At 41.9% G+C, this 13,297-nt stretch carries 11 protein-coding genes; 7 read left to right on the top strand and 4 right to left on the bottom strand.

Annotated features, from left to right (window positions below; all coding sequences use genetic code 11):
• Positions 1-162 precede the first annotated feature (162 nt).
• The 4 genes from LH29_RS17905 to LH29_RS17890 form a co-directional block, all read right to left on the bottom strand.
• The gene (locus tag LH29_RS17905; protein ID WP_045032424.1) at positions 163-1,803 is read right to left on the bottom strand and encodes a hypothetical protein; all 1,641 of its coding nucleotides are present in this window, start codon (positions 1,801-1,803) and stop codon (positions 163-165) included.
• A gap of 246 nt (positions 1,804-2,049) precedes the next feature.
• Positions 2,050-3,441, bottom strand: coding sequence for a dihydrolipoyl dehydrogenase (gene lpdA, locus LH29_RS17900; RefSeq protein ID WP_045032422.1), 1,392 nt, complete (start codon positions 3,439-3,441; stop codon positions 2,050-2,052).
• A gap of 209 nt (positions 3,442-3,650) precedes the next feature.
• Positions 3,651-4,763 carry a methylmalonyl Co-A mutase-associated GTPase MeaB gene (meaB, locus tag LH29_RS17895; protein WP_045032420.1) on the bottom strand — a complete coding sequence of 371 codons (1,113 nt, stop codon included), beginning with the start codon at positions 4,761-4,763 and terminating at the stop codon, positions 3,651-3,653.
• A gap of 93 nt (positions 4,764-4,856) precedes the next feature.
• A complete protein-coding gene (locus LH29_RS17890) occupies positions 4,857-5,954 on the bottom strand; it encodes a DUF1573 domain-containing protein (protein WP_045032419.1) in 1,098 nt (365 codons plus the stop codon).
• A gap of 159 nt (positions 5,955-6,113) precedes the next feature.
• On the opposite strand from LH29_RS17890, the gene LH29_RS17885 reads away from it, so the two are divergent.
• The 7 genes from LH29_RS17885 to dnaB all read left to right on the top strand — a co-directional run bounded on the left by LH29_RS17885 (position 6,114) and on the right by dnaB (position 13,204).
• Positions 6,114-7,379, top strand: a complete 1,266-nt coding sequence (locus LH29_RS17885; RefSeq protein ID WP_045032418.1) for a sensor histidine kinase — start codon at positions 6,114-6,116, stop codon at positions 7,377-7,379.
• A 3-nt stretch (positions 7,380-7,382) separates the two neighbouring features.
• Positions 7,383-8,090: a response regulator transcription factor gene (locus LH29_RS17880; RefSeq protein ID WP_045032416.1), complete on the top strand. Its 708-nt coding sequence runs from the start codon at positions 7,383-7,385 to the stop codon at positions 8,088-8,090.
• A 247-nt stretch (positions 8,091-8,337) separates the two neighbouring features.
• Complete coding sequence (rpmH, locus tag LH29_RS24335) at positions 8,338-8,496, top strand: 50S ribosomal protein L34 (RefSeq protein ID WP_074780230.1); 159 nt, start codon at positions 8,338-8,340, stop codon at positions 8,494-8,496.
• A 207-nt stretch (positions 8,497-8,703) separates the two neighbouring features.
• Positions 8,704-9,510: a PASTA domain-containing protein gene (locus LH29_RS17875; protein WP_045032414.1), complete on the top strand. Its 807-nt coding sequence runs from the start codon at positions 8,704-8,706 to the stop codon at positions 9,508-9,510.
• Positions 9,511-9,512: 2 nt separating this feature from the next.
• Positions 9,513-10,553 (top strand): RluA family pseudouridine synthase, encoded by a 1,041-nt coding sequence (locus LH29_RS17870; RefSeq protein WP_045032412.1) that lies wholly within the window; start codon positions 9,513-9,515, stop codon positions 10,551-10,553.
• On the top strand, positions 10,546-11,535 hold the full coding sequence (locus tag LH29_RS17865; protein ID WP_045032410.1) for a D-alanine--D-alanine ligase: 990 nt from the start codon (positions 10,546-10,548) through the stop codon (positions 11,533-11,535). Before LH29_RS17870 ends, LH29_RS17865 begins: the two co-directional genes overlap by 8 nt.
• 136 nt (positions 11,536-11,671) lie before the next feature.
• Positions 11,672-13,204 (top strand): replicative DNA helicase, encoded by a 1,533-nt coding sequence (gene dnaB / locus LH29_RS17860; RefSeq protein ID WP_045032408.1) that lies wholly within the window; start codon positions 11,672-11,674, stop codon positions 13,202-13,204.
• Positions 13,205-13,297 lie beyond the last annotated feature (93 nt).

The raw sequence follows: 13,297 nt of genomic DNA, 5'->3' as shown, positions 1-13,297 counted from the left end.
GCTACAGATTGATGCGTTTGACGTTGTTCTACATTGGATATTCGTTATTGAATATTGATCATTTTCCATGCTTTTTCAAAATTTGTATTTGGGTATAAAGAATAGCATAAAAAAACGGGGAACATAAAATGCTCCCCGCTTTTGCGTTATATCGTTCTTGGTTTAAAAAATGCTGTATGAAATACCTGCCGACAAACTAATGGTAGTTTTTGCATAAGTTTCATCATAGCTTCCGATACCTGGATGTGTAAACGTTACGGTATCATCCTGGTAGAAAGTATTAGAAACACCGGCGTCGAAAGTTAGTTTATCGGTAATGTTCCACATAATTCCGCCGCCCAAGGTATGCGATGAGTTGCTGTAACTAAAATCGCTTTGGTACTGAGGTGTTACACCATTTTTCGAGCGCAAACCACCAACACTAAATGCAAAATTATCGGCTACATTAAACTGCAAACCCAGCGCCAGCTCGGTGTAGTTACCTTTAATATCGCGGTGTACCTTCTGTCCTAAAGTAGAATAACGAATATTGTTACCGTAATTAACATCTCTATCGAAATACATATTGAATGAAAGTTGTGCTTCCAGCCAACCCAAACCACGATAACCTACACCCCCTGCCAAAATTGCGGGAATATCATTCGATGATTCAGCTCCATCAGGAAATAAGCCCATATCGTCAACGTCGGTTTCGTTTTCCAAAGTCAACTTGGTTTCAAACTCGTATTTTACGGCAAATGTCCAGTCATCGGTTGGCGAAATGTTAAAACCAATAATCGGGGTAAAACCCATTCCTTTTTGTTTGGTTTTTACTTCTTTATCACCCAGTTGCGAAGCTGTTCCGGTAAGAGTTTGCGCAGTACCACTTAATGTTTGTGCGGTTGACGCAAAAGCCGGTGCTGCTTGTACATATGCACCATTTATCTGGTTCAGATTCATAGCCGAAATTTGTTCCGGTGAAAGTCCCATTAATTGCAAACCGGCCTCAATTTGTCCCTGCTGTACAGCATCCATTTGTCCTGCACCTACCAATTGAGCTAATGTATAATTACCTGCAACAGGAAGTATTGGCGCTAATGCTTCCGGCACATTTGCCAAAGCGTTTAAATTTGCTGCCATTGTGCTTACCTGTGTAGATGCTCCGTTTAACCAGGCAGCCGCATTCACTCCATTTAGCTGAATATTACGGATTGCTCCTTCGTACTTGTTTGTTGACGGCACTATACGCAAACCTCCATAAAACGAGAATTTATCATGAGGCGCATAAGATGCCCCTACCTGAATTCCCCAAAATGTTGAAGAAGCCTCCAAAGCCATTTCCAGATCGTAACTGTTTACTGCCAGTGCAGGGTCGACCTGTCCCAGCGCGGCCAATTGACCTGGAATCAGTGAAAAAGGTACTTCAAGTGTTGGAATACCCGATGGAAACTCGGCTGTTCCACCACCACCTACCGGACCAATTCCTAATGAAAAGGCCCAGTTATTTTTTTTGTAAACAGCATAAACATCAGGAAAAACAGGAATTGTAGTTTCTCCTTCGTAATGTCCTGAATTTAATGTAGGAAACTGAGTATCGATATCGCGGGTCTGAAAAATTGTTTGGCTGTAAAAAGCAAAATACCAGCCATCTTCCATTTTTACCAGTCCTGCGGGGTTATAGAAAACAGCATCAATTTCTAAAGCTGCATTTCGCGACAACATACGAATGTATTGCGCACTTTGGTTGTAGTTAGTTAATAAACCTCCTGCAAAAGCAAGCTGAAGCAGCATAGAAAATGCCACTAGCAATGTCAGTTTTTTCATTTATTTCAAGTTTTTATTAAAGAATTTTTCCCTTTATTTAACAATAGTATTCCGAGAAATTTACGGTTACTGTAGTTGATGCCTGAGCGGCAAATTTAAAACTAATTCTGAAATACAAAAACTTCACGATTGATTTTCAGCTTTTTATGGTTTTTTGGAACAATTTCGTCATTTATTCGACACTTATTGTACAAAAAACCCGAAGTTAAATACCTCGGGCTCTTTATTTTATAGTTTTTCTATTTTTTAAATATGTATCACCTCGTCGTAAGCAGCAGCTGCGGCTTCCATCACTGCCTCGCTCATTGTTGGGTGCGGATGAATGGTTTTAATCAACTCGTGTCCGGTGATCTCAAGCTTCTTGGCAACTACCATTTCGGCTATCATTTCGGTAACATTTCCACCGATCATATGTGCACCAAGTAACTCGCCGTACTTCGCATCGAAAATCAATTTAACAAAACCATCTTTTTGTCCGGCAGCACTTGCTTTTCCACTGGCAGAGTAAGGGAATTTACCCACTTTAATTTCGTAACCCGCTTCTTTAGCTTTTGCCTCGGTTAATCCAACCGAAGAAACCTCAGGGCTGGTATACGTACATCCCGGAATATTTCCGTAATCTATTGGCTCAGGATTTAATCCTGCAATTTTTTCAACACAGGTAATACCTTCGGCCGAAGCAACGTGAGCCAACGCCGGTCCGGCAACAATATCGCCAATGGCGTATACCCCGTCAACGTTGGTTTTGTAGTATTCGTCAACCTTCACACGGCCATTATCGGTTTCAACACCTATTTCTTCCAATCCAATATTTTCAGTATTTGGAGCAATACCAACTGCCGAAAGAACAATGTCAGCTTCAACCACTTCTTCGCCTTTTTTGGTTTTAATGGTTACTTTGCACTTATCGCCCGAAGTATCCACGCTCTCAACCGACGAACCGGTCATCACTTTCATTTTCGATTTTTTGAAATTGCGTTCCAGCTGTTTGGCAACATCGGCATCTTCGTTAGGCACCAGTGTTGGCATAAACTCAACCAGTGTTACTTTGGTTCCGATAGTGTGGTAGAAATAGGCAAACTCGCTGCCAATAGCACCTGATCCAACAACAACCATACTATCAGGCTGCTTATCGAGTGTAAGCGCTTTGCGGTAACCGATAATCTTTTCACCGTCTTGTGGCAGATTTGGCAATTCGCGCGAGCGGGCGCCTGTTGCCAGAATAATGTGTTTAGCGGTGTACGACGATTTTTTGCCTTTGTCGTCGGTAACTTCAACGGTATTTTTTCCGGCTAATTTTCCCCAGCCAAAAATCGATTCTACTTTATTTTTCTTAAACAAGAACTGAATTCCCTTGCTCATTCCGTCGGCAACATCGCGGCTACGCTTTACCATTGCACCAAAATCGGGTTTCACTTCTCCTTCAATGGCTACACCATAATCGGCAGCGTGGATAGCATACTCAAAAGCCTGTGCACTTTTTAGCAACGACTTTGTAGGAATACATCCCCAGTTTAAACAAATTCCGCCCAGGTTTTCTTTTTCAACCACGGCAACTTTTAATCCGAGCTGCGACGCACGAATTGCTGCTACGTATCCTCCTGGTCCGCTACCTATCACTATTACATCGTAATTCATTGTATTTTGAAATTTATTGATATTTGATTTATGTAAGTAACACCTTACCTACAGAAAGGTTTTAACAAATTTACTTCTTTTAAGATGGATTTGAAAGTGTTAACTACATGAAAGATCTCATAAAACAAAGCAAGCAAAAGGATAGAATAATTCCATTTTTTGCCTGCTTTATTACCGTTGCCAACTATTTAAGATATTAACAGCTCCGTTTATTTTAATTTTGAATACGTATTCAATAACTCGGTGGCTGCAACAAACGAACTCATCTGATCGGTAAGTACATAATTTTCGAGCATTTTCAATTTCGTTTTAATCTCGGGATGATCGTAAAAGTTTCGTTTCAATTGCTCTTCGATGGTTTCGTACATCCAGTAGGTGGCTTGTTCGTTTCGTTTTTGGTAGAAATATCCGTTATCAACCGTTTGTTTCCGGTAGTTTTCAATCTGCTCCCAAATGGTCTCAATTCCGGTTTTTTTATAGGCCGAACAGGTAACTACGTTGGCAGCCCACCCCGAATCTTTGGCCGGAAAAAGATGAATAGCATTTCGGTATTGTACTTTTGCCATTTCTGCTTTTTCAATGTTGCTGCCATCAGCTTTGTTAATGGTAATCAGGTCGGCCATTTCCATAATTCCACGTTTTATTCCCTGGAGTTCGTCGCCCGCTCCGGCCAACATTAGCAACAAAAAGAAATCGGTCATGGAATGTACTGCGGTTTCGCTTTGCCCTACCCCAACTGTTTCAATAAAAATATTGTTGTAACCGGCAGCTTCGCATAAAATAATGGTTTCGCGGGTTTTTCGCGCAACACCTCCCAGCGATCCTGCCGATGGACTGGGACGTATGTAAGCATTCCTATCGCTGGCCAATTCTTCCATGCGCGTTTTGTCGCCCAAAATACTTCCTTTGGTACGTTCACTGCTCGGATCGATGGCCAACACAGCCAGTTTTTCGCCTTTGTTCGTTAGATATTTTCCGAGTGCTTCAATAAAGGTACTTTTCCCAACCCCCGGCACTCCGGTTATTCCAATTCGAACCGAATTACCACTGTGTGGCAAACACTTTTGTATAATTTGCTGGGCCAGTTGCTGATGTGCTGATTTTGAGCTCTCGACCAAAGTTACAGCTTTACTAAGCAGTGTGATATCGCCTTTTAAAATGCCGTCAACATACTCGTCAACCGACAGTAATTTTCTATTCTTTTTCAAAAAACGCTGAACCGAATCGTTGTTAACCATATCCGGTTTTTCCACTCCTGCATTAACTATCAACCCTTTGTACTGTGGGTCGTTTTCTATATGGTGTTTATCCTTTTCTGACATCCGAATAAAATTTATCGTTCAAAAGTACAGCAAAAGAGAAGGTGCTGCAAGTTTCGCCTGCAACACCTTCTGAAATATTGACTTTAAATAAACTTAGCCTGCATTAGGTACAACAATCTGGCTTGAAATGCGCAGTGTTGAAGTTGGTGTTTTTGGATCGTTGGTAATAACCGTGATCGATTTACTTTGACGGCCACGTTTTCCGCGCGAGTCGAAAGTAACTTTAATTGGCGCTGTTTCGCCGGCTGCGATTACACTTTTCGATGGAGCTACAGCAGTACATCCGCACGACGAACGAACTCTTCTGATGATCAAATCGGTTTTACCATTATTGGTTAAAGTAAAAGTATGTTCCTTTTTGTCGCCCTGATTCATTTCGCCAAAATCGTATGATGTTTCGTTGAAATCAGCCACAGGAGCTTTTGCCAACTCTTCTGCTGAAAGGTGCGAGAAATCTTCTTCGATTGTTGCACTCACTCCCACTGAATTTTTGTAGTCGTTACTTCCGTTTAACGACAAGTAAATTCGGTGCGATGCAAATCCATAAGTGTCGGCAGCATCCGAATCGTAGGTAACAATCAAATTACCCCTTCCGTTTGCCGGAATAGTTGCCGGTTCAACTTTGGCCTCAAGGTGCTTTGGAACGGTACGGAAACCTACTTCAACCGGTTTATCGGTATCGTTTACCAATTCCAGTTCTTTGGTTACTTTTTCTCCTTTTGTAATTTTTGCATACGATAGGTAGTTTGATTTTACCCTAAGATCTCCAATTTTTCTTGGATATTGCTCTGCCAGTGTTTTTTCGCGTGGCTCAACTTTGCCGTTAATTCTTAAAATAACCGTACGGTTCTCGGCATTTGAGCTAACAGTTACCGATTTGTTGAATGACCCCGGACGGTTTTTAGGATCATAACTAACATCGATACTTCCACTTCCACCAGGTGCAACAGGTTCACGCGTCCATTTTGGAGTTGTACAACCACACGATGCACGAACATTTGACAGCACCAGTGGCGCGTCGCCCTTGTTTGTAAACTTAAAAGTTGTTTTTTGCACACCATCTGACTCTTTAAACGAACCAAAATCGTATGCCTCTTTGTCAAAAACAATTTTTGCTTGTCCCTGGCCCATCGCTGTATTAACAGCAATCACCAGTGCAAAAACTGCTAATAGTTGTAAAATGCTTTTCATAATTTATTGATTAAATTTGTCTTTTCTTGAAATCTATAAAACAAATGTATTGATGCTTGGCTAGTTTCGCTGTTAACTGAATTCAATTATTTGTTAATGAGTTGTTAACTAAAGCCGGCAAACAAAAAAATATATAGCTTAGCTATTCAATAAAAATCCATGCAAGGTAAAGCACTTAAATACATTATAATGCTGGCGACTGTGTCGATAGTTGGCGTATTTTTGGTGCAGTTTGCTTTTATACGCAGTTCCTATAATCTTTCAGAAACACAATTTCAGGAAAGTGCAAGTGTGGCGTTAAAAGAAGTTGCCTGGCAGGTTATGCTGGCAACCGGAACCACTGAAACGTTCGACAGCATTACACCGGTTGAAGTGATTTCGAACAACACCTACCTAGTGAATGTTGGTGTGGCCATTGACAAAGAACTGCTAAAACAACACCTTACCACCCAGCTAAAAAGGCACGATATATATTACGATTATGAATTTTCGATATACAGCCCCATTCAGGAGCAAATGGACGAAAGCACGCTTGTGCATATCGACGAAAACGAGGAGCCATCGGATTTTGATTTTCCGCTAAATGAGGAATACACCAACTATTTTGGCATTCATTTCCCCGACCGGTCGCCTTACTTTTTAAACCAACTCTCCATCTGGTATTTTTTAACCGCCTTGTTAATGCTGGTCATCTTTTTCTTTGGATATACCCTGTGGGTTATCATCCGCCAAAGGCAATTATCAGAGATTCAGAAAAACTTTATTAACAACCTCACCCACGAATTAAAAACACCTATTTCGTCGATAGCGCTTGCAGCAAACGTAATTAACGACAAAAAGATTTTGAAATCGCCCGACCGCCTGTTTAACTATACACACATCATTCAGGAACAAACAATACGGTTATCGAACAATGTTGAAAAAGTGCTTAACTTAGCATCGATTGAGAAAAGCCGGATTCTGCTTAACCTGGAGAAGGTAGATCTCACCGCGTTCTTACAAGAAGCCAGTGATCATTTTCGGGAATCGAAAGCCGGACAGAATGCAAAAGTTGAAATAAAAACCAAAATCAGCGACTGTACCATTCTGGCCGATCGTTTCCACTTTGCCAACCTGGTATCGAACATTCTTGAAAATGCAGCAAAATACTGCGATAAAAAGCCGGTAATTGAGATTGAACTTCTGCAAAAGCAAAATAGTTATGAACTTAATTTTATCGACAACGGTATCGGGATTCCGCGCGAACACAGGAAGCGGATTTTTAAAAAGTTTTACCGGATTCCTACCGGTAATGTGCACAACGTAAAAGGTTTCGGGCTTGGACTCGACTATGTGTACAAAATTGTAAAAACACATAACTGGAAAATAAAAGTAAACGATAATCCAAAAGGGGGAAGTATTTTTAGCCTAACCATTCCAACGTAAATTATGAGCAGCAATTCATTTAAAATATTATTGGTTGAAGACGACGAGGCGCTTCGTTTTATAGTAAAAGATAATTTAGCGGAGCACGGCTACGATGTTGAAGTAGCTGCCGATGGCGAAATTGCACTAGAACTTTTCGGGCAAAACAGCTTCGACCTGATTGTGCTTGATGTTATGCTACCAAAAATTGATGGTTTTCAGGTGGCCGAAACCATACGTAAAACCAACGACCAGGTACCGATTATCTTTTTAACGGCTCGCAGTATGACCGAAGATAAAATTACCGGGCTTACCATAGGTGGCGACGATTACATACCCAAGCCGTTTAGCATGGAAGAGCTGCTTTTAAAAATCAAGATATTTTTAAAACGTAGCCAGTCGCAGCCAATCGATACTGAATCGTCGAGCGTTTTAAAAATCGGGAAGTTCGATTTTCATTTCGACGATCTTTCGCTAACATCCAACGGAGACACCCGCAACCTTACACTTAAAGAGGCTGAACTGATTCGCTTTTTTGCCAAAAATGCCAACAAAGTGCTTAGCCGTAACGAGATTCTGGAAAACGTTTGGGGTTCCGACGATTATTTTCTGGGACGCAGCCTCGATGTTTTTATCTCGCGCCTGAGGAAATATTTTAAAGCCGATCCTTCGGTAAAAATCATTAACCTCCATGGTATTGGTTTCCGGTTCTCGGTAAAAAAGGATAAATAGAAAATTGTGAACGGCTAAACAAGGCACCACAACTGCATTCTAAAGCTTTCAGAACAATTTTATTGATAAAGAATCGTGAACGCTGAAAAAATGCTTTTCTTTGCGCAGATAAAATACTGATTAATAGAAATAAACACACAAGGTGTATTTTTACAGAAAAAAGTGTTTAACTTTTTGGAAGAATTAAAAAAAGCACTATTTTTGCAGTCCGAAAATTCTGAATAGAAACAAGTAAAACTTTATAGAAATGAAACGTACATTTCAACCATCGAATAGAAAAAGAAAGAACAAGCACGGCTTTAGAGAAAGAATGTCGACTGCAAACGGTCGTAAAGTATTAAAAGCCCGTAGAGCAAAAGGTAGAAAAAAACTTAGCGTCTCAGACGAGCCAAGACATAAGAGATAATTCATTTTATCTTGTTACATTTTGCGGGAAGGTAAAGAATTCAGTTCTTTACCTTTTCGTGTTTATGCATGTTTGTAAAGCGGCTTCTCCAAACCAAACTCCCAATATCATTTTATTCCATATTTGAAATTTGTTTAACGCCGAAATCCTTTCATCATACTTTTTTTGACTTATTTTTGTTCTCTTAAATAAGTACTGTACAAAAAAATGAGTTTAGGAAAATTTATCACCAGCCGTGCTTTTGTAAAGCACCTGTTAATTGCTATCGGACTTGTGGCACTTCTCTTTTTTATAACACTGAGAGGTTTAAAACTTTACACCCAACATGGAATTTCCTATCCGGTTCCAGCATTAACAGGTTTGAGTATGGATGAAGCTACGGCCAGCGCTGAAGCCAATAAGCTGCGCGTGGAAGTAATCGATTCGGTTTACAACAAAAATTTTGAGCCGGGCACTGTGGTCGACCAATTGCCACTGGCCAATTCACATGTAAAAGAAAACCGAGTGATCCGCGTTACCATAAACTCAAACGAGCCCGAAAAAGTTGTCTTGCCGCGTTTAACCGACATTTCTTTCCGTCAGGCACAGGTACTTATCGAAAGCACCGGATTACAGGTGGGAATTATTTCTTACCAGCCATCGGAATATAACGACCTGGTGTTAAAATCGCTACAGGATTCGGTTGAAATTTATGAAGGCGATAAAATCGTTAAAGGTTCAGCTATTGATTTGGTTGTAGGCCGAAGCCAGGGAAATATGCAAACAACTTTACCTAACCTCACTGGCTTTTCACTGGATGAAGCAAAGTCGACCATTACCGACGCCATGCTAAATATGGGCGCTGTTATTTACGACGAAACTGCAGAAACTGCCGAAGACTCGGCCAGTGCAAGAATATGGAAACAACAACCAAATCCGCAATTTACAAAACAGGTAAATCTGGGTTCATCGGTTGATATCTGGTTAACCAACGACACTACAATTATTAACCAGGCTTACGAAAGAAATTTTTAATAATGGAAGATTACAATCAGGAAAACGAAGAACTGGAAGAAAACGGGCTATACGAACATTACCGTTTATCAGTCGATCCGGGGCAATCTCCCCTGCGCATCGATAAATTTCTTTCAAACAGATTAGACAATGCCTCGCGAAGCCGCATTCAGGCTGCTGCCGATGCGGGAAATATTCTGGTGGACGGAAAACCCGTAAAGCCCAATTACAAGATAAAACCCAACGAGGAAATATTGATCGTAATGGATTTTCCGAGGCGTGAGCTAAAGATCATCCCCGAAGATATTCCGCTCGATATTGTTTACGAAGACGATCAGCTGATCGTGATAAATAAACCACCGGGCCTTGTGGTACATCCCGGACATGGTAACTATACGGGAACTTTGGTAAACGCATTGGCCTGGTATTTCCGCGATCTCCCGTTGTTTAATAGTGAAGATCCCCGGCCGGGACTGGTTCACCGGATCGACAAAGACACATCGGGACTGCTGGTGGTTGCCAAAACCGAACTGGCAAAAAATAAACTGGCGCTACAGTTTTTCGAGAAAACCACCGAGCGTCGTTATCACGCACTGGTTTGGGGAAGTGTAAAAGAAGATGAAGGTACCATAACCGGGCACATTGGTCGCAGCCTGAAAAACAGGCAGGTTTTTACCGTATTCCCTGAAGAAGATCATGGTAAACATGCCGTTACGCATTACAAAGTGCTGCGCCGCATTGGTTATGTTACACTGGTAGAATGCCGCCTTGAAACCGGGCGCACACACCAGATAAGGGTGCACATGAAGCACATTAACCACACACTGTTTAACGACAGCAACTACGGTGGCGATCAGATTCTGCGCGGGACCACATTCAGCAAATACCGACAGTTTGTACAAAACTGTTTTAAAGTGTTGCCCCGCCAGGCACTGCATGCCAAAACACTCGGATTTATTCATCCAACAACAGGAGAAAAAATGTTATTCAATTCGGAACTGCCTGAAGACATGGCTACCGCAATTGATAAATGGGAAAATTATATAGCAAACAGAAATGAGTAAGATCAACAAACCCAACATAGCCGTAATTGCCGGAGGCGATTCATCGGAATTTGTAGTGTCCGTAAAAAGCGGAGCAAACGTTTTAAAAGCTGTCGATAGCGAGAAATTCACCCCGTGGTTAGTTCAAATGCAGGGATTAAACTGGGAAGTTTTTCAAAACGAAGAGAAAATTGCCGATATCGACAAATCGGATTTTAGTTTTACCATAAACAACGAAAAGATAAAATTCGATTTTGCCTACATTACCATTCACGGAACACCTGGTGAAGACGGGATTTTACAAGCTTATTTCGAATTACTGAAAGTTCCCTACTCCAGCTGCAACGTTCATGCGTCGTCGCTTACTTTTAACAAGTGGTTTTGTAACAACTACCTGCGCTCGCACGGCATAAAAATGGCCATTTCAAAGAAATTCACAAAAGGCGAAGCTATTGATGCCGAAGCCATTGTTAAAGACCTTGGACTGCCCATTTTCGTAAAACCAAATGCCGGAGGTTCAAGCTTTGGAATTACCAAAGTTAAAGAAACCGGCGAAGTAAAAGCCGCCATTGAAAAGGCATGGCAAGAAAGCGACGAAGCGCTGGTGGAACAATTTATCGATGGACACGAGTTTACCTGTGGTGCCGTTCGCCTGAAGGGTGAAAAAGTGGTTTTCCCGATTACCGAAGTAATTCCGCAAAATGAGTTTTTTGATTTCGAAGCAAAATACACGCCGGGAGCTACACAGGAAATTACCCCTGCAAGGTTACCCGAACCGCTCTTCAAAAAGTGCCAGGAGCTCACTTCTAAGATTTACGACTTATGCGAATGTTCCGGAATCGTTCGAATCGACTTTATTTTGCAGGGGGACGAATTCTATTTCCTTGAGGTAAATACTACGCCCGGAATGACTGCTACCAGCTTTATTCCGCAACAAATCAGGGCAATGGGAAGCACGCTTAAAGACATTATTACTCAAATCATTGAGGAAAAATTAGGATAGAAAACTATCAACAATTGTGAATAGCGCTGGTTGATAATAGAGCGCTTAATATCTTGTATCAGGCAAGGTAAATTTCTATTTTTGACATCCGTTACTACTAACGGAGCGGTAAATTTTATATGCACACAGAAACAATATGGCACAACGAAAGAAAACCAATCAACAACAAAACACGATAGAGCAAATCAACGCCCAATACGGACAATTACCACCTCAGGCAGTTGATGTTGAGGAAGCTGTGCTTGGAGCACTAATGCTTGAGCGCGACGCTTACGTTACGGTTGCCGATACTATTGATTCAAACAGTTTTTACAAAGAAGAACACCGAAAAATATTCGATGCAATTAAAACCCTTTCGGGAAAGGAAAAGCCTGTCGATTTGTTAATGGTAACACAGGAGTTAAAAGACCGTAACCAGCTTGACGAAGTTGGCGGACCGGGTTACATTACCCAGCTTACCCGCCGTGTTGCTTCGGCTGCACACATCGAATTTCACGCACGTATTATTGCGCAAAAATTTATGCAGCGCGAGTTGATTCGTGTTTCTTCCGAAATTCAGACAAAAGCATACGACGATACCATCGACGTTGACGACCTCATTGACTTTTCAGAGTCGGCATTGTTCCAGGTATCCGAAGGAAATATAAAGAAAGAGACCGTACCGATTAAACCCATCCTGAACCAGGCAGTGCTGCAAATTGAGGCTGCACGTAGCAAGCCCGACGGATTAAGTGGCGTACCATCAGGATTTACTGCGGTAGACCGGATTACATCGGGTTGGGAACGCTCGGCACTGGTTATTCTGGCTGCACGTCCTGCAATGGGTAAAACAGCCTTCGTGTTATCGATGGCCCGAAACATGGCTGTTGATCACCGTCAGGCAGTGGCTATTTTCTCGCTCGAGATGTCGTCGTTGCAGTTGGTAAACCGTTTAATATCGGCAGAGTCGGAATTGGGTGGTGAAAAAATTAAAACCGGGAAACTGGAAGATTACGAATGGGCGCAGCTAAACCAGCGAATAAAAACGCTTGACGAAGCACCTATTTTTATCGATGATACGCCTGCCCTTTCGATTTTTGAATTCAGGGCAAAATGCCGCCGCTTAAAAATGCAGCACGATGTTGACATTATCATTGTCGACTACCTGCAGCTGATGACAGCCGGTACCGACACGCGCGGAAGTCGTGAACAGGAAGTAAGTATGATCTCGCGATCGCTAAAAGCCATTGCAAAGGAGCTGGACGTACCGATTATCGCCCTGTCGCAGTTGAGCCGTGCTGTTGAATCGCGTGAAGGCAAACGTCCACAGCTGTCCGATCTTCGTGAATCGGGAGCGATTGAGCAGGATGCCGATATCGTGTGTTTTATTCACCGCCCTGAGTACTTTGGTATTACCGAAGATGAATCGGGTAATTCGCTGCTGGGAATTGCTGAGTTGATCATTGCAAAACACCGTAACGGTGCCACTGCCGATGTTCCGCTGCGTTTCCAGAAAGAAATGGCTCGCTTCTCCGATCTCGATCCGCAATTCGATTCGGGAGATTTCTCCCAAGAGGTCCAAACTTTTGGCTCCTCAATGAATGAAGACGATGACAACCTGGCGGCCGGAATGACAACAAACAGCGGATTCGACAGTCAGCACTCCTCAACCAGCGACGCTCCGTTTTAGGAAGGATTAAGGATGAATGCAGAATGATGAATATAGAATGTTGATTAACGATTGCAGATTTGAGATAAAAAAATACATGTAAAACATGAAACC

This window comes from Draconibacterium sediminis, assembly GCF_000949475.1.
GTDB classification, from domain to species: Bacteria; Bacteroidota; Bacteroidia; order Bacteroidales; family Prolixibacteraceae; genus Draconibacterium; species Draconibacterium sediminis.
Note: the sequence above shows the minus strand (reverse complement) of the source record. Positions and strands in the feature narration are given on the sequence as shown.

What these genes read in the sequence shown, in the direction of transcription:
- LH29_RS17905 (WP_045032424.1), bottom strand. Translation starts at nt 1,803, where the DNA reads ATGAAAAAACTGACATTGCTAGTGGCATTTTCTATGCTGCTTCAGCTT.
- lpdA (WP_045032422.1), bottom strand. Translation starts at nt 3,441, where the DNA reads ATGAATTACGATGTAATAGTGATAGGTAGCGGACCAGGAGGATACGTA.
- meaB (WP_045032420.1), bottom strand. Translation starts at nt 4,763, where the DNA reads ATGTCAGAAAAGGATAAACACCATATAGAAAACGACCCACAGTACAAA.
- LH29_RS17890 (WP_045032419.1), bottom strand. Translation starts at nt 5,954, where the DNA reads ATGAAAAGCATTTTACAACTATTAGCAGTTTTTGCACTGGTGATTGCT.
- LH29_RS17885 (WP_045032418.1), top strand. Translation starts at nt 6,114, where the DNA reads ATGCAAGGTAAAGCACTTAAATACATTATAATGCTGGCGACTGTGTCG.
- LH29_RS17880 (WP_045032416.1), top strand. Translation starts at nt 7,383, where the DNA reads ATGAGCAGCAATTCATTTAAAATATTATTGGTTGAAGACGACGAGGCG.
- rpmH (WP_074780230.1), top strand. Translation starts at nt 8,338, where the DNA reads ATGAAACGTACATTTCAACCATCGAATAGAAAAAGAAAGAACAAGCAC.
- LH29_RS17875 (WP_045032414.1), top strand. Translation starts at nt 8,704, where the DNA reads ATGAGTTTAGGAAAATTTATCACCAGCCGTGCTTTTGTAAAGCACCTG.
- LH29_RS17870 (WP_045032412.1), top strand. Translation starts at nt 9,513, where the DNA reads ATGGAAGATTACAATCAGGAAAACGAAGAACTGGAAGAAAACGGGCTA.
- LH29_RS17865 (WP_045032410.1), top strand. Translation starts at nt 10,546, where the DNA reads ATGAGTAAGATCAACAAACCCAACATAGCCGTAATTGCCGGAGGCGAT.
- dnaB (WP_045032408.1), top strand. Translation starts at nt 11,672, where the DNA reads ATGGCACAACGAAAGAAAACCAATCAACAACAAAACACGATAGAGCAA.